Source organism: Pseudomonas sp. SDO5271_S396 (genome assembly GCF_054071795.1).
Window position 1 is genome coordinate 57309 of sequence record NZ_JBSVWB010000018.1, and the last position, 23735, is coordinate 81043.

The following is a 23735-nucleotide window of genomic DNA, read 5'->3' on the forward strand; positions in this document are numbered from 1 at the left end:
TCACGCGTCCTCTTCAGCAGGTTTGATGCCACGGTCGGGGCTGACCCAGCGCGCGCGTTTCTGATGCTGGTTGAACAGCACCTTGGGAAAACTGACCAGGGTGGTAAACAGGCTGACCAGCCAGAACACCATCGGATACCACACGGTCCAGAACAGGGTTTTCCACAGGTCCTTTTCGTAACGCCGGTCAATCAGGATGCTCACCGCGAACTGCACCAGGCACACCATCGCCAACACCAAACCGGTGAACGCCGGCGGCACCAGCGAGTCCACGGCAATCGCCTGGGGCAGCGGGATGAATTTGCCCACGCCCCAGAAAATCACCGACAGCAGGAACGTGAAGGCCCACCCGGTGGACAGGCAGTATTCGAACAGCAGCGGCCACAGGTAACGGTGACGCCACTGCCAGATACCGCGAATGTTCTTGAACAGCACTTCGGCGCCGCCCTGGGCCCAGCGCAGGCGCTGTTTCCACAGGCCGCCGACGGTTTCCGGCATCAGGATCCAGCACAGGGCGCGCGGCTCATAGAAGATCGCCCAGTGATCGAGCTGCAGCTTCCAACTGACATCGATGTCCTCGGTGATCATGTCGGTGCTCCAGTAGTCGATGCGGTCCAGCGCCTTTTTACGGAACGCCACCACCACACCGGACACCGTGAAGATCCGCCCGAACACCCGCTGGGTACGCTTGATCAAGCCGATGATCGACGAGAATTCACCCACCTGCACCCGGCCGATCAGGGTCGAGCGCGTGCGGATGCGCGGGTTGCCGGTCACGGCGCCGAGGCGCGGGTTATCGAGCATCGGCGCGACCATATAAGCCGCCGCGTTTTTATCCAGCAACGCATCGCCATCGATGCACACCAGGTACTCGCTGCGCGCCGCCACCGCGCCCATGCGCAGGGCTACCGCCTTGCCCTGGTTCTGCGCCAGGTGCAACACGCGCAGGCGCGGATTCTCCAGCGCCAGGGCATCGAGTACCGCGGCGGTGTTGTCCTTGGAGCCGTCGTTCACCGCGATCACTTCGACGTTCGGGTACAGCTGGCCCAGCGCTGCATGGATGGTGTCGGCGGCGTTATCGCCCTCGTTGTAGCAAGGGATGATGATCGAGATCAGCGGGTTGCCGGCCAGGGTCGGCGCCGGGGTGTCTTCTTTCCAGGGCCAGTGGCGCTCCCAGTGCAGCCAGAAGTACAGGCCACCGGCAATCCACAGCGCCGACATGAACAACGGGTAGAAAAACACGAAGTCCATCAGGAACTGCCCGGTCACCAGGAAGATCAGGCCCAGCGGCACACCCAACACCAGGGCCAACACGAATAAAGCCAGGATTCTGTCGAACATGGTCATGGGTTCCATTGGTTGGAAAGGGCCGGACGCACTGTCTTCAGGTCCGGGGAATTTTCCAGGAAGTTATCCGGGTAGTAGCCGAAACTCCTGACCCCCTGGCGTTTGAGCACACCCATCCATTCAGCCATTTGCCTGGCATCGATATCCGGCGCCGCTTGGGTCCGCCAGTCTTTGGCTTGCAGTTCGAAGACCGTACGTTCCATCGCGCCCGGACGCTGTTTGACCGTCGCCACCAGGCGCTCCAGCCAGGCATTGGAGTTGCTGTACTCCTGACCTTCCATCAGCGGCATGGCCATGGGCGCGGTCCAGTCGTAGGTCTGGAGGAAATCATCCAGGTTCTGCGCGAACCAGGTTTCGCTGCCGGGGTTGAGCATCGGCTCGGCGAAGATATTGCGCGCCGTCTGCACCTGCGGCCCACCGATGGCGCGGACCTTGGCGGTCAGCTCATTGGTGAAGTCGATCAGGTAGCGACTCTTGAAGCGGGTCCAGCGTTGCATCACGGCCGGGTCAGCGCGCAGGGCCTCGATGGTGCTCGGCAGGCCGTTGGCGGCATAGGCCTTGAGCGCCGCCGGGCTGGCATCTTCAAAGTCATTGAACACCGCATCGTCGTGGTACAGCACTCCGTCGATGGCGTTGTTGCGGGCCAGGTCCTCGTAGATCTCGCCGATGATCTTGCGCACCTGCGGATCAAACGGTGACAGGCGTTTGTACTGGTCCGGGTCGAGGCCGACCTGGCCGGTCTGCGGGTCCCAGCGCGTCACGCGTGGCAGCTTGGGGTCGAGGGCGAAACTGAGCACCGGCATCCAGGCATACACCGCAGCATGGGCGCGGGTGTGCAATTGCCAGGAGACGCGGTTGAACAGGTCGGCGCGTACCGGCAGATGGCGGTTGGGGAAGTACAGTTCATGCACCAGGCCATCCCCCTTGGGGTCGGCGAAGGCTTGCAGGAACACGGTGCCCGCGCCCATGTCCACCACGCGCTGCACCAGTACGTCCAGGTTGCGCGCCTGTTGGGCCGGGTCCGGATCGTAGACGTTGTCCAGGTCCACATGCAGCACGCGCAACGGGGCCTTGGCCTGTACCGCCACCATGCTGTTGGCGAAATGCTCGCCATCCGGGTCGGAGGCCACCAGGAAGCGTGGGCTGTTCATCAGGTCACTGGAACTGTCGAGGCCGTCTTCCAGGGTCAGGGCCATCTGGTAGCCCTGCTCGCCCACGATCGCCAGCGACGTGCCCTTGGCGGCGCCGTAAGGCCATACCCACACGCGGGGTTTCTTGCCAGTGACGTTCTGGATTTTTTGAGTGATCGCTGCCACGTCGGCACGCATCCGCGCATCGAACTGGGCCTGGCTTTCATAGCGTCCCGTGGCCGGGTCAAACCGCAGCGACGTCGCCGCCGGTTCCAGGTTGCCCTGGGGGTTGGCCAGGATGCCGGTGTGACTGGCATCGGTGTGCGCGGCGATTTCCACCAGGCCCGACTGAGACACCTCGCGGATCTGCTGCCAGGTCAGGAACTCGCCACGGGGCCGAGGCTGGCCGGCGAAGTCCACGGGTTTGTTCAGGGGCGTGTCGATCCAGTATCCCACCGGCGCCAGCAAGGCCGGCCAGTGGTAGGCGCGCAGGATCGGCATCACCCGGGTGTAGAAGCTCGAATAGCCGTCGTCGAAGCTGAGCATGATGGCTTTGGGCGGCAGCGCCGGACCACCGTTGCGGGCCGCCAGGATCTGGTCGACGCTGACCGCCTGGTAGCCGTTTTCGCGCAACCAGGCCAGTTGCTCGATCAGACGCTCGGTGCGCACCGCCACCACCGCCTGATCGGGGTCGCGATCCTCGACGTCGTGGTAGGCAATGCCCAGGAAATGGTTTTTCGGCCACGCCAGTTCGTTGGCCGGTGTGGGCCGCTCGGCGGGAGGCGTGAAAGGCGCGGGCTGCTGGGCACAGGCACTGGCCAGCAATACGCCCAGAATCAACAAGCAACGGCTGAGGACGGTCATGGTCAGGCTCTTCTAGAAACGGTAAGTGAGGTCGACGAGCAGGCGCAGATCGCGTTCGCGATCACCGTCGTAGGGTCGGCTGATCAGGCTCAGGTTGGCGCCGGCTTCCAGTACATCGTTCCACCGCAAGCGCTGGCCGTAGCCCACCAGGCCAATGCCGCCCGTGGAGTAATCCTGCTGGCTATACGTCCCCGCGCCGATCTGGAACTGCTGACTCCACTGGGTCTCGTAGCGGTGATAAAGCACATGGTTGACGTTGATCACGGGCAGCACGGTGAAGTCCGACTTCGGATTGAAGTACACCGTGTCTTCCTTGCTGTTGCGGCTAGCCCCCACTTCCAGGCCCAGGTCCACCTGGACTTTCGGCGAGCTGTAGAGGCCCTCGCGGCCACTGAGCAGGGCTTCGAAGCGGTCGTTGCCGTCACTGAAATGGGAGGGGCTGAGGGTCAGTTTCCACTCGCGGCTTTCGTTGGCGCGCCAGCGGATGAAACCGCTGCCGCCGTTGGCCGTGACACCGTCATTCAACGCCCGCAGCGGTGTTGTGGACAGCAGGTAGCCAAGGCTGCCGCCGTATTGCCAGTTGTCGTTGATGTCGCGGGCAATCGACACCGCAGCGCCTTGTTTGGAGCCATCGCCATAGGAGTGGTTGGACACCTCGGCTTCAATGGTCATGTCGCGGGTGCGCCGCTCCACGCCCACCGTCTGCCAACGGTGCTGGCCGGTGCCTTCTTCGAAATCGGCACGGGCATAACCGGCGCCGGCGAACAGGCGCCAGTCTTCGTCGATGGGCGGCGTGTAGATCCGGCTTTCGATGCCCCAGTCGCGGCTGCCCGAGACAGCGCCCGCATCGCCATTGTTGCCACCGCCGAAGCTTTTGCCGGTGTAGGCCTCGACACGCAGCTCAGCCATGTCGTGCACGTCGCGCAGACGGCTGAGGCGCTGCACCTGGCGGTTGTCCGGGTTGCGGGCGAGCACGTCATCGGTGAGCAGGTCGAGTTGGCGCCACTCCTGCAGGTCCATGGCGGTGTAGGCCTGGTTCACTTCCAGGCCGATATCGCGCGGGGCCTGGGCTTCGGTTTCCTTGAGCACACCTTCGGCGCGCCGTGGCCAATCGCGGGCGCGGTACATGTCGGCCTGGGCCAGGCGCAGGCCAACGTTACCCGGGGCCTTTTGCACCAGCGCCTCCAGCCCCGCTTCGCTGGCGGGCAGGTCGGCGCCATAGGTGCCGGCCTGGGCGGCCAGTTGTTGGGCGTCCATCCAGTTGTCATTCGGGTTGCCGATGGGCAGGCCCTTGAGTTCGACGCGGGGTTGCTGCTCCTTGGCCAAATTGTTGGCCACTTCACGGGCCTGCTCCACCTTGTCGCTCTCCAGCAAGGCGTAGAACAACGCCGTGCTGTCATCGACCCGGTAACTGGCGTCGGCATCCGGCGCGGTCAGCACCTGGCGGTACAGCGGCTCGGCTTTTTCCGGTTGGCGCTGGTCCAGATAGGACGCCGCCACCCAGCGCAAGGCGTACGTGGGCAATTGCACGCCTTCGCCGTTGAGGGTCTGGTACTCGCGAATCACCTCGGCGGTGCGCGCCCGCGCCTTGAGGGCGCCCAGGCGGTCGATGCGCCAGCGCACCACGTCGTCATGGGCGCTGGGGTCCGGGGTCCAGCGGGCGAGCAGCTTGTCGTAGTCTTGCAGGGCGCGGTCGGCGATCACATAGCGCTCCTGCTCGGTGCGCGTGGCGAACTCGGCCATGCGCACACGCTCGGCCGCCAGGTCGCCTTCCAGGCGGCGCTGGGTGACCGCATCCAGCAGGCCCGGGCGCTTGGCCGACAGGCGCAGCGCCGGTTCCGGCAGGCGGGCCTTTTGCAGCGCGACGATGTATTCACGGGCCACTTCGGGTTTATCACCGGCCCGGATGAAGGCCTGGTCGAATTCGAACAGCGCGTCATAGTTCAGGCCCGCGCGGGTCAGGGCGTAGCCCAGGGCCATGCGCCGGTTGGGGTCGTTCGGGTTGGCCGCCACCAGCGCACGGGTGCGTTGCACGGCTTCATTGGCCTGGCCGCCGTCGGCCTGCGTGAGGGCCAGGCCCAGTTGCAGGTCGACATTGTTCGGTTCACGCAACAGCGCCTGACGATAGACCGCCGAGGCCTGGGCCCACTGCTTCTGGTTGCGATAGGTACGCGCGACCGTGGCAAGCGCCTGGGTGCTCAAATTGCGATGTTTACCCTGGGCCTCGTACACCTTCAGCACTTCGGCGTCCTGGCCCGCCCAGCCGGCAATCACCAGATGATCGCTGATCTGGCCGGGCGTCTGGCGGTCCGGGGAGAGCTGGCGCAGTTGGGTCAGCGCGGGGGTGTAGTTGCCGTTGCGCGCCTGAATGATCAGGGCGTCATAGGCGGGATCGGCCGAAGCGAAGGCGGGCATCAGCAGCTGGCTGCACAAGGCTGCCCCGATGAGCAGTCGTAACCGGCCTGTCGCACTGAGTGGTAGGTTTCGCAGCATCGTGAGCTTCCTTACACACGGAAAGCTGTAACGATAGGTGGTCCTGAGCGATTTGCATCAGGGCGTCGGCGTCTCGTGACCCGACCCAGCTTTCCTGTAGGAACTATCCCCGATGAGCGTGCGAAAAAGGTCAATTCAGAACAATTGTTCAGAATTGACCAGCCGGACGAAAAAACCAATGCGGGAGCGCAGTTGCCGGCGATAACGGGGCTGCAACCGACGGCCTCGTCGGTTACTTGACCCTTATCGCAGGCAGCTGCGCTCCCGCATTATCTATTTCCGGAAGATGGCGAAATCCTTACTGCGCGCCGCCCACCGCACCCGCCTTGGCCATGACAAACCCGATGAATTGCTCCACGGTCATCTTCTGGCCGTTGAACGTCACCTCATTGTTGGCGTAGTGAAGTTTGGAGACGACATCGTTGCCGACCACGGTGGCCAACTGCGTGCCCACGGCAACACCGCTGACCATTTCACTGGCCATCTTCGATTGCTGTTCGATGGCTTTAGGGTCGGTGACGCCACCGGCCTGCGCTTGCAGGGCCGCCACGTCGGCGATCATCGGTTTGGACAGGGTCAGGTTGGCATCCAGCAACGCGATGACCTGCTTGCCCAGCTCGACCGGAGGCAGTTCCATGGTCGCCGGCTTGGTCAGGTCCACCACCAGGTTGAACTTGCTTTCACCGTGGGCGGTTTTCAGCGACAGGTTTTCCAGGTTCACCTGCGGCTTGGCGGCCAACAACTGGTTGATATTGGTCTCGGCCAGGGTCTGCTCGGCTTCGGTCAACTGCAATTCCGGCACCGGCTGACCCGCAGCGGCAGCGGCTTGCACCGGCTGCATCTTGTCCTGATAAAGCTTGGTCAGCACCAGGCCCGAGGGCACATCGATGTTCTTCACGCTGACCGACAGGGCGGCCGACCCGACCGGCTTGCCCTGGTAACCGATCTCGTCGATCTTGTAGTCGACGCGGCCAGCCATGGCGTTGTCTTTGGTTTCGCTGGAGTCCTTCTGTTCGAAGCCCTTGAGCGAAATCACGTCTTGCTTCACGCCGACGGTGAATTTGGCGTCGGTGAGTTCAACGGTGTTCTGCCCGGTGTAGAAGCCGAAGGTGGATTTTTCCAGGTTGCTGGCGATGGTCAGGCCGGCCAGGTCTGCGGCGAACGGCACACCTTCAGCATCGACCGCGCTCACTTTGAGGTTGTTCATGTAGCCGTCGGCCTTGACCTTCTGGCCTTCGGCGGTGCTGTCGAAGTCCAGGTTGGCGCCGGAGAAGCTCACGCTGGACTTGTCGTCCTTGAACTCCAGCGGCAGCAGTTCAACATTGCCGGTGACCGAGCGGCTGTAGCCGATATTGGCCACGCCCTTGAGCGGCGACACGTCTTTGCTGGCGGCGAACCATTTTTCGGTGGTGGCGTTCTTTTCCAGCGAATAGTGACTGGTAGCCATGACCGGCAGCCACTTCAGCGACACCAGACGCGAGAACGGCAGCGGACCGTGCTCGATATGGTCGACGAACAGCAGTTCCGGGTTCGGGTTATCTGCGCCGAACACCGACCCTTGCGCCTTCACCCGGTAGTGGGCAGTGCTGCTGAACAGGCCACGGTCCAGGGACACCAGCTCCAGGGTCACGCGGCCGTCGACACCGGCCATGGAGCGTTGCAACTCCTTGTTGGCATCCTGAACCGCGTTTTGCAGTACCGGTTCCAGCTGCTTGCCGGTGTACCAGGCACCGCCTGCACTGACGACGCCCACGGCGACAACAAAACCCAAGAGAACAACGGCTGGCTTATTCATGAAGTGACCTGATCAAATCCTGTGAGAAGTGGGCTGTCTTCCTTGAACCCCCGAGGAGGTTGGCTCAAGCCCGCCAAAAGCGGAGGAAGATTAGCACTGGCAGCCGCGAACGGCCCAGCTTTTCAGAGGGGTCAGGTCTACCGTTGGTTCACGAGTATTCCAATTCGATTTCATCGAGCTGGTGATCGAAACTCTTCAGGCGCGCCGTCCAGGTGTACACCAGCACCTCAAACTCGCGGTGTATCACGGCATTGCCCGGGGTATCGGCCTTGGGATCGCAGAAGTCGAGTTGATAGCGCTCGCGGGCCATTTGCGTGGCAACGTCAGACAACTCCCGCGCGTTATTCAGCCAATGCCTGCCGTCGGCGACTTGCTGGTCCAGGGCCACGCATTGTTTTTTCAGGGCTTCGAGACTCTTTTCCAGGGGCGTGCCGGTGAGCTCGCCCATGACTTCCTGGAAGGTGCGCCCAGGCTGCCAGTAACTGCCCCAGAAATAGCGGTCGAACACGGTTTCGACACGGCGCAGCGCAACCTTGGTGTCCCAGATTGCCACCCGCGTCTTGCCTTGTTCGAGGAGTTTTTTCTTCACCCGTTGGTTTTGGTACGACGCCCAGGCCACCACACCGATGGACAGGGTGCCGATCACTGCGCAGGCGCTGTCGAGAAACACCATCGCCTTGTCGATTTGATGCGCCAGCATGACGCCGTAGAAATAAGTCGCCGACAACAACACCAGTGCGAAGAACACGCACCAGAAAGCGGGAGCATAAGGGTTTTTCATTATTGGAATCCCCATGAGCAAACGCGAACGTTGACCGACGGGCCATCACGGGAGCCCGCCAGTCAAAGCATAGCCATTTGCTCAGGGTTTGCTGGCCGGTGCGGGTGGCGTTCGTCCGCTTTCCCAACCGCCGCCCAGGGCGAGGAATAAATCGATCTGGCTCATGGCGACCTGGGTGTTGGCCGCCGCCAGTTGCGCCCGCATGCTGGTGTGGGTGCCGGTGGCTTGCAGGTCGGCCAGGAATGAGGCGCGACCCGCCTGGTAGAAGCGGTGCGTCTGCTCGGAAGCCTGCTCGGCGGATGCTTCGGCCTCGGCCAATGCATCGCGGCGCTGCAACAATGCGCTGTATTGCGCCAGGCCGGTCTGGGTCTCGCGGATCGCGTTGAGCACCACCCCGTCGAAATGCGCCAGGGCGCCCTGGGTCGCGGCTTCGGCCTCGTGGATGCGCGCGCGGGCGCCGTTGGTCGGCACCGACCAACTGATCAGCGGGCCAAAGCCCCAGCGATTGGTCGGCGCAGTGCCCAGGTCATCGAGAATACCGACGGTCGCCACCGTGGCGCCGATGCTGATGTCCGGGTACAGCGCGCCGGTGGCTACGCCAATGCGCGCGGTGGCGGCGGCGAGCTGGCGTTCGGCCTGGCGCACGTCGGGGCGACGCTTGAGCAACGCGGCACCGTCGCCCACCGGCAGCAATTGAGCGATGTGGGGCAATTCGGCACACGCCCCGGTGCCCGCCGGCAACTGATCCACCGGCTTGGCCAGCAGCATCGACAAACGGAACAAGCCGGCCTGGCGCTCGGCTTCGTAGCGCGGCATATCGGCAAGCAGGGATTTGTATTGGGTCTGCGAGCGGGTGACCTGGGTTTCATCGCCCCGCCCGGCATCGCGCAGGCGCTGGGTGAGGCGCGTGCTTTCGGCTTGCAGGTCCAGGGAGTGCTGGGCGATGGCCCGCTCTTCGTTGGCCGCGCACACCTGGGTGTAGGCGCGTACGACATCCGCCACCAGGGTGATACGCGCTGTATCGGCGGCAGCCTGGGTCGCATCGGCACTCGCCTGAGCGCCTTCGATACCGCGCTGCAAGGTGCCGAACAGATCGAACTGATAGGAGGTGGTGATACCGGCGCTGCCAATGTTGGTGACCGGGACTTTTTCCGAAAGCAAAAACGCCTCGCCGGATTCCTGCAGGCGCTGCACTTCGGCCTTGGCACCGGCGCTCCAGCCGCCGGCGGACTCGGCCTGCTGCACTTGGTAACGCGCGCGTTGCAGGTTGGCGGCGGCCACACGCAGGTCGGTGTTGGACGCCAAGGCCTGGCGCACCAGTTCATCCACACGCGGGTCGTTGTAAAGCTTCCACCAGTCCGCCGGGACCGGCGCCGACACCACGTTTTTGCCGTCGACCGTCAGTTGCCCTTGCAGGTCGCCGCGCTTCACGGCGGCCTGCTGCGGCAACTGATAGTCCGGGCCGACCACTTGGCACGCCGACAATAACAACCCCAGCGCGGCGGTTGCCCAGAGTTGTTTCATGGCTGGGCTCCGTCGTTGGCCTTGTCGCCGATGATCGACACGGTGGCCGTGCGCCCGGCAATCATGCGGAAGTCTGCCGGCACGTCGTCGAATGCAATGCGCACCGGAATCCGCTGGGCCAGGCGCACCCAACTGAACGCCGGGTTGACGTTGGGCAGCAGGTTGGAACCGCTGCTGCGGTCGCGGTCTTCGATGCCGGCGACGATGCTTTGTACGTGGCCGCGCAGGCGGGCATTGTCACCGATCACGCGGATATCCACGGCCATGCCGACGTGAATGCCGTCGAGCTTGGTTTCTTCGAAATAGCCGTCGATATGGAAGGAGTTGCTGTCCACCACCGACAGCACCGGGTGCCCGGCGGTGACGAACTCCTGGGCGCGCGGCGCACGATCGTTGACATAACCGTCCACGGGGCTGCGGATCACCGAGCGGTCGAGGTTGAGTTGGGCGGAATCCACAGTCACCTGGGCTTCGGCCAGGGCCGATTGTGCGCGGGCAACCCGCGACTGGCTTTCTTCCAGTTGCTCACTGGGCACCAGGTTGCCCAGGCCCCGGTTGCGCTTGTACTCACGCTGGGCCTGGGCCAGGGTTTCCTGGCGATCGGCCACGGCAGCCTGGGCCTGACGCAGCGCCAGCTTGAAGCGGTCCTGGTCGACGGCGAACAGCACCTGGCCCTTGGTCACCGGCTGGTTGTCGCGCACGTCCACTTGCTGGATCAGCCCGGACACGTCCGGGGCGATTTGCACGATGTCGGCACGGATGTGCCCGTCACGGGTCCAGGGCGCGAACATGTAGTACATGACCATGCGCCACACCACGACCACCGCAAAGATCACGATCAGCAGCGTGAGGACCACACGGCCGATGGTCAAAAAAGGTTTTTTCATGTCATCAGGTATCGACTGAGTGAGTCCACGGCGCCCAGCAACAGCGCGTAGAGCCCCACATTGAACAATGCCCGGTGCCAGACCAGGCGGTAGAAGTGGACGCGGTTCAACAACCCGTGCACCACCAGGAACAACACGTACGTAATGCCCATCAGCACCAGCAGCGTGGGCAGGAACACCCCGCTGATATCCAGATCACCGATCATAAAGGCGCTCCATCGGGTAGCGGCGCTTGCACCTCGGCGCCGCCAATGAACTCCACGCCCGGCAACAACGACAGGCGCAAACCGGCCAGCGCGTGCAGCAGGTGCAGGCGGGTATCGTCTTCGTCTTGCAGGCCCTGGCCGTTGAGGGCGCGGCGTGTGCGGTCCAGGGTCATCAGCAGACCGCCAGGCGCGGGCAAGCGTTCGCCCGCCTTGAGGCACGCCTTGAAGTAGCCGCCCACCCCTTCCACCACCTGGTTGAGCAACACCCGGGGCACACCGAGGATGCGAGGCGAGTAGGCCAGCAGGTCGAGCAGGTTCAGCGCCACGCGCAAATCGCGCAGGGCGGTGCCGGTGTCCTGGTTGATAAGGGCCAGGCGCGGCAAATGCTGCATCAGGCGGTCGAGCATCTGCGCGGCCAGGTGCCGGTGTTCGGCCAGGGTCGCAGGCTCGGTGAGGCCGACGATGTCGTGCCAGCTGAACCGGGTCAGGCGCTTGGCCGCCAGTTCGGCGCCGAAGGGCCGTGCGATGAGTGTCCACACGAAGGCGAACAACAGGCCCACCGGCCCGGCCAGGTTGACGTTGGCGAAGTTGAGGAAGTCCGCGTCATAGGCGCCCTGGATGCTGATGAACGACGAGGTGTTCACCAGCGTCAGCAGCATGCCCAGGTAAAAACGCGGCTGTACCGTGAGCGTGCCGATACAGATGAACGGCACGGCGAACACCAGCACCAGCATCGGGAAATCGTGCAGGTTGGGCAGCACCAGGAACAGATACAGACTGGCGAATACCACTGACATCGCGGTCCAGAAAAAGAACCGGTAGATCTGCGGCGCGGGGTCGTCCATGGTCGCGAAAAAACTGCAGGCGATGGCGGCGAGGATCACGGCGCTGCCGCCGTCGGTCCAGCCCAACAGAATCCACAGCACCGAGGCGACGATGATGGCGCTGACCGTGGAGAACGCCGAATAGAACATCAGGCCACGGTCGAGAAACGGCGTGAGCCGGCCCAGCCGCCAGTGGCGATACACCGCGCGCCAGGTGTCCTGGCTTTCGCACTGGATGGCGGCTTGCAGGCTGCGGCAGTCCTGCCACAGGTCGATCCATTCGCCCAGGCGATAGAGCGCATTGGAGAACAACAGCGTGTGGCGATCATCCAGCGCCTCGCCCTCGGGTTGCAGGGCATCGACCTGGTCACGCAGGGCGCGCCAGCGCTCCAGAGGTGCTTGTTCAGTGGTGCTTTCCAGCCATTGGGCGGTCGCTTCCAGCAGCGGCGTGATCCGCTCCAGGAACTCCGGCGCGCGGTGCTCGATGGCGAACAGCGCATCGTCGAGCGCATCCACTACCGGCAGCAGGTGGATCATGCGCCCGCGCAGCTCCTTGGTGTTGCGTACCGTCTGGGGCCGCGCGCCTTCGTGGGGCAACTGGCCGATCATCAATTCGAGGGTGTTGAAGGTCGCGACCATGCCGCTGCGCAAGGTGCTGATCTCTTCGGGCGCCACATTGCGCGTGATGAAGCGTTGGCTGTAGACCTGGGCGTCGGCAAACCACTTGGTCACCGAGTCGTCGAACACCGGCATCAGGCGGCGCGGCCAGAACATCGCACCGACCACCGCCGCCACGGCGATGCCGAGGAAGATTTCTTCGGTACGTGCTTCGGCCACATCCCACACAGCCAACGGGTTATCCACCACCGGCAAGGCAATCAGCGGCAAGGTGTAACCCGCCAGCATCAGGGCGTAGTTGTTGGCGGTGCGCAGGTGCATCGACAGGAACAGCAGGATGCCCGTCCACAACGCAATCACCACCACCAGCACGTAGGGCGACTGCACGAACATCGGCACGAAAAGCACCGCCGCCGCCGCGCCCATCAAGGTGCCGGCGGCGCGGTACAGCGCCTTGGAACTGGTGGGCCCGACAAACGGGCTGGAGACGATGTACACGGTGGCCATCGCCCAATACGGACGCGGCATTTGCATGAGCAGGGCGATGTACAACGCGATCATCGACGCGGCGAATGTACGTACCCCGTAGAACCAGTCGCGGGCTGGCGGCATGCCGGTAAAAAATCCGTTCACAGCGTTGCCGCCTCGAACGCACGCAACACACGCAGAGCGGCTTCCAGATCGGCAGGTGCGATGTCCGCCAGGACGTCCTTGCGCAGGCGCACCAGCTGCACTTCCACCGCCTGCACCAACTCACGGCCACGTTCGGTGAGGCTCAAGGCCTTGGCGCGACGGTCGTGGATATCTTCGGTGCGGCACACGTAGCCGCCGGCGCAGAGCTGATCCAGCAGACGCACCAGCGACGGGCTTTCCATCCCCGACGCCTGCGCCACTTTCACCTGATGCACACCGTCGCCCAGGCGGCCGATCATCAACAACGGCACGGCGCAGGCTTCGGAGATGCCATAGCTCACCAGCGTGGTCTGGCAGATTTTGCGCCAGTTACGGGCGCCCACCACCATGCTGCTGCTGAGGTTCATCTGGAGTTGTTCGAGGGTCTGAGGCACTGGATAGTTCGCATACAGTTAGTTTGCTAACTATCAATATGGTGCATGGATCCAATGCCGTCAAGTTTTGAAACAAATTTGCGGATGGGTGGCTCGAGTGTAGAAAACGATTGGGCATCACGCCTTTTGTTCGCCAATCACTCGTGTGGCCTCACGCTCGATAAACTCAAAAACGTCTTGCGCCACGCTGTACTGAAACTGCTTGCGTCGGTGTTTCGAAACCTTGCCGTCGTTATCCAGGCACATCATCACCAGCTTCGACAGATCACTGCCGCGCACGTCATAGCTCTGGTTAACGGCCTTGATCACACGGTCGTAGCGGTCGAGAAATTCGGTTTCTTCACGCAGTTCCACTTCCAGCGCCCGGCGGGCCATTTGCAGAGTGAATTCGACGCAGCGGGTCGCATCCCAGTAGCGATAGATCGACGGATGGCCAGTGAAGTCGAACGCCATCTGATCGCCGTCCAGCCAAGTGACGTCCCAGAAATCCCGGGTCGGGCGAGAGAACGCCTTGAGCGTTTCCAGATAGGCCGGTTCTTCGTGTTTCATCGCAACCGAAACCGGTAGCAGCAGGCCGTTCGCCAAGGCGCCGTGATGGCAGAGCGTCTGATGGATCAGGAAACGCGACAGGCGCCCGTTGCCATCCATGAACGGGTGCAGGAACACAAAGCCGAAAGCAGTGACAGCTGCGGCAACAAGAGGGTCTATTTCCCGCTCCGGTTGATTGGCGAAAGCCATCAGCTCTTCCATCAATTCCTGACACAACTCGGGCGCCGGCGGTACGTAGCTGACGCCTGCCGCGCCACGCAGGCCATTGCGCAGATGGTTTTGCTCATGGCGGAACGCGACGGCCTTGTCGAAGGGATTGGAGACGGTACTGTTTTGTAGCTCGACCAGATAGTCCTCGGTCAACAAGCGGCCTTCGTGTGCCTGACGCAGCAGCTGGACGAACCGACGGGACTTTTCCTCACTAGGCTGTTCTTTTTCGATGGCAAATGAATCGCGGGTTTCGTGAAGGTAGGCCCACTGGATGGCACGGTCCATCATTTCGGGTGGGAGGGTGGCCATGAAGGATTTGGCGCGGCCCAGAATATCCAGGTTCAACAGAGCATCGATTTCAGGGGTTCGCTCGACGGTCGCGCAATACGCCAAAGAACCTAACCCGTTGAAGTCGATACGCCAACGGGAATTACGAGTAGACGGCCCCGTGACGTAGCGTTGGGGATCAAACAGGGGTGAAACGCGACTGTTGATCGGCTTGTTGTAGTCCAACCTTTGAAGGGTCAAACCCTCCCATAGATAGCAAACCTTGCGGATGAATAGGCCGTTCGGAGCATTTTCCAGTTCTTTTAGCAGGTCCTCCGCGCTGACCGCTTCAAGTGCCGGAGCCAGAATGCCGAGATTGATACCTTCGTGTTTGAGTGCGAAAAGAATATGGTCGAGTACTGAATGGGCCGAAGGCGCAACGGCCTGAGGAACCGCCAGGCAGTCACCAATCATCGAGACTCGCGTCACAGGCTTGACCATGGCAGCCCGAACAGGAGGAATCGCTTTCAAGCCAAGAGATTGGTGGAGATAGGCATAACCAACCAGGGACATCGCGCCACCTCAGAAAAAGTTCACTTGCGCGATTAAAGCCCAGTTTTTTTCAACCAACATCTGTTTTTTTCAACTTTTCCCGTTTTTCCTAATTTTTTTGCACCCCTCTCCCGCTGTGCAGCAGGAGGTTCAACTCATCGACCACTTTAGCCCAATCCGCATCTTCCAGAATTTCATTACGCAAAAACTTCTTCTGGTTCTCTGTCCAAAAAAACGCATCAGCCAATTTCAGGTCAGGTTTGAGGGGCGAATGAACGGCCACAAACTTCTCGATGCTCACCGGGTCATCCGGCAGCCCAAGCTGTTTGAACAAGGAGGACAGGCTGTGCACAGGCGATTCCATGGCGGGCTCCTAAGAGGGCGAGTCCTCCGAGTCTAGACCAGGCGTCAGCCAGGCCAATAACCGCTCGACGCTCTGTTGCGCCGACAGCTCACCGGTGTCCAGTACCAGCGAAGCCTGGGGTGGCGGTTCGTAGGGTGAGCCGATGCCGGTAAAACCCGGCAGCTCACCGCGCCGCGCGCGGGCGTAATGGCCCTTGGGATCGCGCCGTTCGCACACGGCCAAGGAGGCATTGCACCAGACTTCCCGATAGTCGGCGCCCAGGCGCTCGGCAAACATCGCGCGCAGCTCGACCAGCGGCGCGATCATCGCCAGGATCACGATTTGCCCGTTCTGCACCAGCAGCGCCGCCAGTTCGCCGGCGCGGCGGATGTTTTCCTGGCGGTCGCCGTCGGCAAACCCCAGGTCGCTGTTCAAGCCGCCGCGCAGGGCGTCGCCGTCGAGCACGATGCTCTGCCGGCCTTGCTCGAACAACGCGGCTTGCAGGCCCTGGGCCAGGGTCGACTTGCCGGACGCCGGCAAGCCCGTGAGCAGAATCGCCACCCCTCGATGCCCGTTACGCGCCTCACGTTGACGGCGCGTGACGCTCGCCGTCGGCGCGACCAGATTACTGGGCAACGGCACGGGGCGCAGGCGTCGCGATATTGCCGGCAGCCCACGCCGATTCGCGGCTGGCCAACGCGGTGGCGATGGACTGCACACGGTCCGAATCCACTTGCTCGGGCAGCGGGTCGAGCCCGGCGCTGGCGAAGATCTGGCCGTAGGCATTACGCAAATCGGCATAGGCCAGGTCACGGCGCAGGTCGGCTTGCAGGGTATTGAGTTCGCCCTGGATCAAGTCCAGTTCGCCCAGGCCCGCCGCCTGATGGCGGTTGCGCAATTGGGTGAGGATTTGCCCGTCGATGTTGGCCAACTGCTCGTTGGTCTTGAACTGACGCACAGCGTCCTGGTAATTGGCGTTGGCCACGTAGATCTGTGCCAGCACCGCAATCGACATCGCCTGGCGGCGTGCGGTGGCGACTTCTTCACCGGCCTTGGCCACGTCGATGGCGGCAGGGGCGGAGATCACGTTGAACAGGTTCCAGGTGATCTTGGCGCCGTAATCGGCCCAGCGGTTGTCCACCAGGAACGAGTTGCTGTCGTAGTGCCCGCCGGCCGAAAACTCCAGGCCCGGCAGCAGGCGCAACATGGCCTTGCGGGTTTCGGCGGCGCTGATGCGGGTCTGGTAGTCCTGCTCACGCAGTTCCGGACGGTTGGCCAGGGCCTCCTGTTCCAGGCTGGCGAGGTTGACCTTCAGCTGCGGCACCGCGTAATCGTCCGACGTCGCCAACTTGAGGTCCGTGCCCATGGGCAGGTTGATCAGGGTGGCCAGTTCGGTCTTGGCCAGGGACAACGCTCGGCGCTGCTCCTGCAACTGACGCGTGGCTTCGATCAACGAACGCTGGTAACCCAGGGCCTGGACCGGATCGCCAATACGCTGCTCGCTCATGCTCTGGCTGTTGGTCTGGGCCTGGTCGACCCGCGCCATCAGACTGTCGATCTTGGTCAGCAGGCGTTCCGCCGCCACCGCGCGCCAATAGGCCGAGCGTACGTCCTGAACGATGGTGTTGATCACCTTGCGCCGACGCTCCTGCACGATCAGGCGCTGGTCGCCCTGCTGCTTGGCGCTGATGTAGCTCACGCCGAAATCGAGGACGTTCCACACCATGGTCAGGTCCGCCACGCGGCGGTCGCGGTCCTGGGACGTGGACGGTTCCAGGGACTGGTTGCCGCTGAGCACGCTCTGGCTGCTGGAGGCGTTGGTGTTGTTGCGCCCGGCGTAGCCGGCGGACAGCGCCATGCGCGGCAGCATGTCAAAACTGGCGAGGTCGAGTTGGCGCTTGGCCAAGGCCTCTTCCATGATTTTCAAACGACCTTCGAGGTTGTACTTCACCGCACGGGCCATGGCCTGGTGCAGGGTCAACGGACCGCTCAGAGGCTCCTGGTCCTTGTACATGCCCTGCAGATCGCTGCGTGCCCGCTGCTCACTGACACTGCGTTCAATCGGTTCGCTGGTGACCGCACAACCGCTGATCGCCAGCGCCAGCAAGCTGGCACCGAACAACTTCTGACCTGTTTTCATCCGTGGATCGCCCCTGTTACTGCGCCTTGATTTAAGTGTGTTCAAGCCGGCATTTCGCTGATGCCGACCTGTTGCAGTGCCTGCGCCAGCGCGACGACCTGGCGCTGTTCCGTTTCGTTGATCTGTTGCAATTGCTGGCCAAGGCTGGGTGCGCCGAACACGCCGCGCAGCCCCTGGGCCGGATCGCCCACACCTTTGATCGAGTGGCTGTCGAACGCCTTGAGGCCGGTGTCTTCTCCCGGTGCACGATCGAACAGGCTCGACAGGGTACTGGCGCCGAACACACCGCCGTCGCCCCCACCAAACCCCAGGAAGCCCTTGCCACTGCCATCGCCGCTGTCGCTGTTGAACACCTGGGCGATGAAGCTGGGCGACAGGGCGCCGTTGTTGATGAAGATGCTGCCGACCGGCGGCAGCCCGCCGCCCACTTCACGCGGCGCAAACAGCGGCGGGAAGCTCAACGGTGAGCCCAGGTCGCCACTTGGCTGACCGTGGATGATCGGTTGCAGCGGTACGTTCGAGACAACCTTGGGCACCACCGGGTCGGTGACGCGGAACAGCGGATCGCCGGTCAACGAGATCGTGCTGATCGCGTAATTGTTGGAGTTGGCAAACCCGCTGCCGGCGTTGCCGGCCAGGTCGGTGACCAGGCTGGTATCGAGGGTGATGAAGTTGCTCGGATCATTCAGGTTGGCCGTAGGCGTGAGTGTGGCGGTCCAGGTCTTGCCGCCATCGCTGCTGGCAAGGTTGGACAAGGTGCCGTTGGCCACGCTCAAGTCAGACAGGTCGAAACCGGTGACCTTCTCGCTGAAGGTGAACGTCACGGTGGTGGTCTGGCCCGCGCTCAGGTTGGGGTTGGCCACCGAGATGGTCGCGGTGGGCCGGTCGGCGTCCACGCCATAGTTGTTGGAAATGGCAATGCCCGAACCGCTGTTGCTCGCCAGGTCGTTGACCAGGCTGGTATCGAGCACGATCAGGTTGGTCGGGTCGGTGAGGCCGGCGGTCGGGGTCAGCGTGGCGGTCCAGGTTTTGCCGCCGTCGCTGCTGGTCAGGTTGGACAAGGTGGCATTGGCCACGCTCAGGTCCGACAGGTCGAACCCCGTCACCGCTTCGCTGAAGGCGATAGTCACGGTGGTGGTCTGGCCGATGCCCAGGTTCGGGTTGGCCACCGTGATCGTCGCGGTCGGGCGCTGGGTGTCGATGCTGTAGTTGTTGGAGCTGGTCGTACCACTGCCGGTGTTGCCCGAGGCGTTCTGCACCCCGGTGTTATCCAGGACGATCACGTTGCTGGTGTCGCTGATGTTGTTGGTCGGCGTGAACGTCGCGGTCCAGGTGATACCGCCGTCGCTGCTGCTCACCGCACTGAGCGTACCGTTGGCGATGGTCAGGTCGGCATTGGTGAAGCCGGTCACCGCTTCGCTGAAGGTGATGGTCACCTGCGAAGTCGCACCGACGTTCAGCGTGGGGCTGGCGACCACGATGGTCGCCGTGGGCTGCATCGTATCGATGGTGAAGTTGGCCGAGTTGGTCGTACCCGTCCCCGTGTTGCCTGCAAGGTCGGTATAGCCGGTGTTGTTGAGGATGATCAGGTTGCTGCTGTCCTGCACGTTGATATTGGGCGTGTATGTGCCGGTCCAGGTGATCCCGCCGTCGCTGCTGCTCAGGGTGCTGAGCGTGCCGTTGGGCACGGTCAGGTCACCGTTGTTAAATCCGGTCACCGCTTCGCTGAAGGTGATGGTCACGGTGGCCGTCTCGCCAACGGTGAGGTTGGGGTCCGAGATCACGATGGTCGCGGTTGGACGCTGGCTGTCGATGACGTAGGCATTGGAGGTGGTGGTGCCCGAGCCGCTGTTGCCGGCCACGTCGTCCACCCCGGTGTTGTCCAGCACGATGTGATTGTTGCCCTGGGAAATCCCGGCCGCCGGGGTCAGGGTGGCAGTCCAGGTGATGTTGTCGCTGGTGGTCAGGTTGCTCAACGTGCCGTTGTCGGTGGTCAGGTCAGCCAGGCTGAATCCGGTCACCGCTTCGCTGAACGTAATGGTGACCAGCGAGCTGCCGCCCACGCCCAACTGCGGGTTGCTCACCGAGATGGTCGCGGTCGGCCGCTGAGTGTCGATGGCGTAGTTGTTGGACACGCTGCTGCCGCTGCCCGCGTTGCCGGAAGACACGGCCTGCACGCCGCTGTTGTCCAGGGTGATCTGGTTGGTAGGGTCGGCGAGGCCGTTGGTCGGGGTAAACGTGGCGGTCCAGGTGATGCCGCCGTCGCTGCTGCTGAGCCCGCTCAGCGTGCCGTTGGCCACCGTCAGGTCGGCATTGGTGAAACCGGTCACCGCCTCGTTGAAGGTAAAGGTCACCTGGGACGTGCCATTGATGTTCAGTGCCGGGTTCGCCACCACGATGGTCGCGGTAGGCAGCACGGTATTGATGACGAAGTTAGCCGAGCTGGTACTGCCCGCGCCCGCGTTGCCGGCGATGTCGGCAATGCCGGTGTTGGCCAGGGTGATCACGTTGGTCGCGCTGTTGGTGTTGGCGCCCGGGGTGAACGTGGCGGTCCAGGTGATACCGCCGTCGCTGCTGCTGAGCCCGCTCAGGCTGCCGTGGCTCGCGCTCAGGTCGGCCAGGGTGAAGCCGGTGATGGCCTCGCTGAAGGTAATGGTCACCAGCGAGGTTTCACCGGCGGTCAGCACCGGGTCGGCGACCACGATGGTCGCGGTGGGGCGCTGGGTGTCGATCGCGTAGTTGTTGGAGTCGGTGGTGCCCGTGCCGGTATTGCCGCTCAGGTCGGTGTAGCCGGTGTTGTTCAGGGTGATGAGGTTGGTGGTGTCGGTGACATTCGCCAACGGTGTGAAGGTGCCGGTCCAGGTCACGCCGCCATCGCTGCTGGTCATGGCGCTCAGCGTGCCGTTGGCGACGGTCAGGTCGGTGTTGCTGAAGCCGGTCACCGGCTCGCTGAAGGTCACCGTCACCAGCGACGTCTGGCCCAGCGCCAGGGAGGTGTTGGCGACGACCACCGTGGCGGTTGGGCGCACGCCATCGATGGCGACGTTGTTGGAGTCCGTCGTGCCGCTGCCGGCGTTGCCCGCCGCATCCTGCACGCCGGTGTTGTCCAGGGTGATGTGGTTGCTGGCGCTGACGATGCCCGCCGTCGGGGTGAACGTGGCAGTCCAGGTGATGCCGCCGTCACTGCTGCTGAGGTTGCTCAGGGTACCGTTGCTCGCCGTGAAGTCGGTCAGCGTCAGGCCGGTCACCGCTTCGTTGAAGGTGATGGTCACGGTAGAGGTCTGGCCGATGCCCAGGTTGGTGTTGCCGAACACGATGGTCGCGTTGGGCCGCTGGGTATCGACGGAGTAGGTGTTGGAGTTGGTGCTGCCCGTGCCGGCGTTGCCCGCCGCGTCGCTGACCCCGGCGTTGTTCAGGGTGATGACATTGCCGGTATGGCTGATCCCGGCGGTCGCCGTCAGGGTGGCGGTCCAGGTGATATTGTCGCTGGTGGTCAGGTTGCTCAGGGTGCCATCGGCCACCGTCAGGTCAGCCGTGGTGAAACCGGTGACGGCCTCGCTGAAGGTGATGGTCACCAGGGACGTGCCGCCGATATTCAGCGCCGTGTTGCTGACAACGATGCTCGCAGTGGGCCGCACGGTATCGACCGAGTAGGTATTGGAGAGGGTCGTCCCGGTGCCGGCGTTGGTCGACGTATCGGTATAGAGCGTGTTGTCCAGCGTGATGACGTTGCCCGCGCTGTTGTTGCCCGCGGTGGCCGTGAGGGTCGCGGTGAAGTGGATGTTGTCGCTGGTGGTCAACCCGCTCAGGGTGCCATTGGACGCCGTCATGTCGCCCAGGCTGAAACCGGTGACCGCCTCGCTGAAGGTGATATGCACCTGGGACGTGCCGCTGATGCTCAGCGCCGGGCTGTCGACCACGATGCTGGCGGTCGGCCGAACGGTGTCGACGCTGTAAGTGTTGGACAAGGTGGTGCCGCTGCCTGCGGTGCCGGTCGCCGCGCTGTTGACCCCAGCGTTGTTCAGGATGATCTGGTTGGCGGCGCTGGTCACGCTGGCGTCCGGGGTGAACGTGGCGGTCCAGGTGATACCACCATCGCTGGTACTCACCGCGCTCAGGCTGCCATTGGCAATCGTCAAATCCGCATTGGTGAAGCCCGTGACCGCCTGGTTGAACGTAATGGTCACCACCGAGGTGCTGCCCAGGCGCTGGGTCGGGTTCGCCACCACGATGGTCGCGGTCGGCGCCGGGTTGTAGGCCGTGTTCAGCGTGCCGCCGTCGTTGTAGATGCCATCCACCGACGCCGGGGTCGTCCCCGCACCGCCGCCGCCCGCACCACCGATACCACTGGCGGCTTTGTTATTACCGCTGCCGAGTGCCGAGAAGTTGGCCGCAGTGATCAGCAAGGTGCCCTTGTTCCAGATCGCGCCGACGCCTTTGCCGCCCACGCCGCCCGGGTCGCCAGATGCCCCGGCACCACTGCCGCCGCCACCACTGCCGCCGCCACCGCCGCCGCCGCCACCGGCCGCAACGTTATTGGAGATGACCGAGTTGCCGACGATGGTCAGGGTGGCGTTGCTGGCGTTGTAGATACCGCCACTGGCCGCCGCGCCGCTGCGCCCGGTGCTGTCCCAGCCCGAACCGCCACCGCCGCCACCGATGGACAGGCTGCCGTTGTTCGCCGTGCCGCCGGCGCCACCGTTGCTGTAGCCAAACGCACCTGCCGCACCCGCACCGCCGGTGGTGCTGCCACCCCGGCCACCCATGACCGTGAGGTTGTAGCCGCCGCCGTTTCCACCGGTGTTGGCCGTGCCGTTTTTACCGGCGTAATAACCTTGGCCGTTGCCCGCGTCACCGCCGCGACCGCCGGCCTGCCCGCCCAACGCGCCACCGCCCCCGCCGCCCCCGCCGACGGTGCCCCCTCTGACACCGCCACCGCCGCCGCCGCCCGAGGCCGCGTTGCTGGTGACCGTCACATTGTTGAGGGTCAGGTTACCGGCGTTGACGATACCGCCGCCCATGGACGCCGCCGCGTCCGAACCGCCGTTGCCGCCCTGGCCGACGGCCAGGCCCTTGGTGATGACCAGGCCGTCGAGGGTCGCGGTGACCCCGGAATTCACCTTGAGCACTTGGGTTTTGTACTGCCCGCTGAGGGTGACGTCAGCCACACCGTCATTGTTCAGGTCGCCATCAATGGTGACGTTTTTGGCAATCACCAGCTGGGTGTTGAGGTTGATCGTCATGCCGGCGTTGAAGGTGACGGTATCCCCCGCCTGCGCCTGAACCAGGGCATCGCGCAAGCTGCCGCCGCCCGTGTCGCCGTTATTGAGAACCGTGATCGTGGCCAGCCCGTACTGGTAAGCCGACATCGCCTGGTACGACAGCGCTGTGTGGCTCTCGATGGAGCCGGTGGCGATTTCCAGGGTCCAGTCGCCGCCCGCGCCCGTACGGTTGGTGGACGCGGCGATATCGCGCCCGGTCAGTTGTGCCAGGCTGTCGACAAAGTTGATGCCCTTGTCGCCCGCCGCCGTGTTGCAGGCGTAGATCAGGATATCGCCGCCCACGTTCATGCCTTGGCCGATCTGTGCCAGCACTTCGCTGCGCGCGCCGATGTTGTCCGCCGACAGGTAGCTGTTGCCCAACCACAAATCGCCGGCGTTGCCATGGGCGATGATCTGCACGGAGCTCACGCCCTGGTGGCTGCTCAGGTAATCGGCAATCTGCTGCAAGCCGTCTTTGCTCGCATCGAGTTGCACCACCTGGGTGCCCGGTGCGGCGCCCTTGAGCAGCTCGGCGGAATCCTTCACCCGTGCGTCGACAAACACCACACTCTGCCCGGGCACGGCGACCGGTGCCGGGGTGGGCGGCGCATCGGATTGCGGGTGGCTTTCATTGCCGGCGCCCGCATGCTCGGTAGTGGGCGCCTTGGCATCGGCGGTGGGTGTGGCATGGCTGTCGGCTTGCGCCACATCGGCCACGGTGGCGGCGACCGCGCCGTCGAACAGCATGCGCGGCTCCAGAGGCATGATCATCGGCGTCGCCAGGGAGGTGGCGTGACTGGTTGTGTGCCGTGCCTTTGCTTTGCTCCACCACATGCTGCTCACCCGCTTGTCGAATGTTGATACCCGCAATGAAAAA

General features: G+C 63.6%; 15 protein-coding genes. All 15 read right to left on the reverse strand.

From position 1 onward, the window contains the following. The 15 genes from pgaC to ACW9IN_RS14705 all read right to left on the reverse strand — a co-directional run bounded on the left by pgaC (window position 1) and on the right by ACW9IN_RS14705 (window position 23629). Complete coding sequence (pgaC, locus tag ACW9IN_RS14635; RefSeq protein WP_457366555.1) at window positions 1-1341, reverse strand: poly-beta-1,6-N-acetyl-D-glucosamine synthase; 1341 nt, start codon at window positions 1339-1341, stop codon at window positions 1-3. A gap of 2 nt (window positions 1342-1343) precedes the next feature. After that, window positions 1344-3341: a poly-beta-1,6-N-acetyl-D-glucosamine N-deacetylase PgaB gene (gene pgaB, locus ACW9IN_RS14640; RefSeq protein ID WP_457366556.1), complete on the reverse strand. Its 1998-nt coding sequence runs from the start codon at window positions 3339-3341 to the stop codon at window positions 1344-1346. Window positions 3342-3353: 12 nt separating this feature from the next. Next, complete coding sequence (gene pgaA, locus ACW9IN_RS14645; protein ID WP_457366557.1) at window positions 3354-5834, reverse strand: poly-beta-1,6 N-acetyl-D-glucosamine export porin PgaA; 2481 nt, start codon at window positions 5832-5834, stop codon at window positions 3354-3356. A 298-nt stretch (window positions 5835-6132) separates the two neighbouring features. Further along, a complete protein-coding gene (locus ACW9IN_RS14650; RefSeq protein WP_457366558.1) occupies window positions 6133-7629 on the reverse strand; it encodes a YdgA family protein in 1497 nt (498 codons plus the stop codon). Window positions 7630-7777: 148 nt separating this feature from the next. Continuing rightward, window positions 7778-8410: an NADH:ubiquinone oxidoreductase subunit N gene (locus ACW9IN_RS14655; protein WP_457366559.1), complete on the reverse strand. Its 633-nt coding sequence runs from the start codon at window positions 8408-8410 to the stop codon at window positions 7778-7780. Window positions 8411-8491: 81 nt separating this feature from the next. Next, the gene (locus ACW9IN_RS14660) at window positions 8492-9934 is read right to left on the reverse strand and encodes an efflux transporter outer membrane subunit (protein WP_457366560.1); all 1443 of its coding nucleotides are present in this window, start codon (window positions 9932-9934) and stop codon (window positions 8492-8494) included. After that, a complete protein-coding gene (locus tag ACW9IN_RS14665) occupies window positions 9931-10821 on the reverse strand; it encodes an efflux RND transporter periplasmic adaptor subunit (protein WP_457366561.1) in 891 nt (296 codons plus the stop codon). The genes ACW9IN_RS14660 and ACW9IN_RS14665 overlap by 4 nt, the downstream gene beginning before the upstream one ends. Then, on the reverse strand, window positions 10818-11027 hold the full coding sequence (locus ACW9IN_RS14670; RefSeq protein WP_457366562.1) for a DUF1656 domain-containing protein: 210 nt from the start codon (window positions 11025-11027) through the stop codon (window positions 10818-10820). Before ACW9IN_RS14670 ends, ACW9IN_RS14665 begins: the two co-directional genes overlap by 4 nt. Continuing rightward, window positions 11024-13102, reverse strand: a complete 2079-nt coding sequence (locus tag ACW9IN_RS14675; protein ID WP_457366563.1) for an FUSC family protein — start codon at window positions 13100-13102, stop codon at window positions 11024-11026. Before ACW9IN_RS14675 ends, ACW9IN_RS14670 begins: the two co-directional genes overlap by 4 nt. Then, window positions 13099-13509, reverse strand: a complete 411-nt coding sequence (locus ACW9IN_RS14680; RefSeq protein WP_457366592.1) for a MarR family winged helix-turn-helix transcriptional regulator — start codon at window positions 13507-13509, stop codon at window positions 13099-13101. Before ACW9IN_RS14680 ends, ACW9IN_RS14675 begins: the two co-directional genes overlap by 4 nt. Window positions 13510-13653: 144 nt before the next feature. Beyond that, window positions 13654-15135 (reverse strand): Fic family protein, encoded by a 1482-nt coding sequence (locus ACW9IN_RS14685; protein ID WP_457366564.1) that lies wholly within the window; start codon window positions 15133-15135, stop codon window positions 13654-13656. Window positions 15136-15223: 88 nt separating this feature from the next. Then, on the reverse strand, window positions 15224-15478 hold the full coding sequence (locus ACW9IN_RS14690) for a DUF2789 domain-containing protein (RefSeq protein WP_457366565.1): 255 nt from the start codon (window positions 15476-15478) through the stop codon (window positions 15224-15226). A 9-nt stretch (window positions 15479-15487) separates the two neighbouring features. Beyond that, window positions 15488-16099, reverse strand: a complete 612-nt coding sequence (gene cysC, locus ACW9IN_RS14695) for an adenylyl-sulfate kinase (protein WP_457366566.1) — start codon at window positions 16097-16099, stop codon at window positions 15488-15490. Next, entirely contained in the window at window positions 16083-17597 is a 1515-nt protein-coding gene (locus ACW9IN_RS14700; RefSeq protein WP_457366567.1) for a TolC family protein, read from the reverse strand. The genes cysC and ACW9IN_RS14700 overlap by 17 nt, the downstream gene beginning before the upstream one ends. Before the next feature lie 41 nt (window positions 17598-17638). Beyond that, window positions 17639-23629: an Ig-like domain-containing protein gene (locus ACW9IN_RS14705; RefSeq protein ID WP_457366568.1), complete on the reverse strand. Its 5991-nt coding sequence runs from the start codon at window positions 23627-23629 to the stop codon at window positions 17639-17641. Between the last annotated feature and the right edge of the window lie 106 nt (window positions 23630-23735).

Coding starts and splice junctions, on each gene's coding strand:
- pgaC (WP_457366555.1), bottom strand. CDS start 1,341: ATGTTCGACAGAATCCTGGCTTTATTCGTGTTGGCCCTGGTGTTGGGT.
- pgaB (WP_457366556.1), bottom strand. CDS start 3,341: ATGACCGTCCTCAGCCGTTGCTTGTTGATTCTGGGCGTATTGCTGGCC.
- pgaA (WP_457366557.1), bottom strand. CDS start 5,834: ATGCTGCGAAACCTACCACTCAGTGCGACAGGCCGGTTACGACTGCTC.
- ACW9IN_RS14650 (WP_457366558.1), bottom strand. CDS start 7,629: ATGAATAAGCCAGCCGTTGTTCTCTTGGGTTTTGTTGTCGCCGTGGGC.
- ACW9IN_RS14655 (WP_457366559.1), bottom strand. CDS start 8,410: ATGAAAAACCCTTATGCTCCCGCTTTCTGGTGCGTGTTCTTCGCACTG.
- ACW9IN_RS14660 (WP_457366560.1), bottom strand. CDS start 9,934: ATGAAACAACTCTGGGCAACCGCCGCGCTGGGGTTGTTATTGTCGGCG.
- ACW9IN_RS14665 (WP_457366561.1), bottom strand. CDS start 10,821: ATGAAAAAACCTTTTTTGACCATCGGCCGTGTGGTCCTCACGCTGCTG.
- ACW9IN_RS14670 (WP_457366562.1), bottom strand. CDS start 11,027: ATGATCGGTGATCTGGATATCAGCGGGGTGTTCCTGCCCACGCTGCTG.
- ACW9IN_RS14680 (WP_457366592.1), bottom strand. CDS start 13,509: ATGAACCTCAGCAGCAGCATGGTGGTGGGCGCCCGTAACTGGCGCAAA.
- ACW9IN_RS14685 (WP_457366564.1), bottom strand. CDS start 15,135: ATGTCCCTGGTTGGTTATGCCTATCTCCACCAATCTCTTGGCTTGAAA.
- ACW9IN_RS14690 (WP_457366565.1), bottom strand. CDS start 15,478: ATGGAATCGCCTGTGCACAGCCTGTCCTCCTTGTTCAAACAGCTTGGG.
- ACW9IN_RS14700 (WP_457366567.1), bottom strand. CDS start 17,597: ATGAAAACAGGTCAGAAGTTGTTCGGTGCCAGCTTGCTGGCGCTGGCG.
- ACW9IN_RS14705 (WP_457366568.1), bottom strand. CDS start 23,629: ATGATCATGCCTCTGGAGCCGCGCATGCTGTTCGACGGCGCGGTCGCC.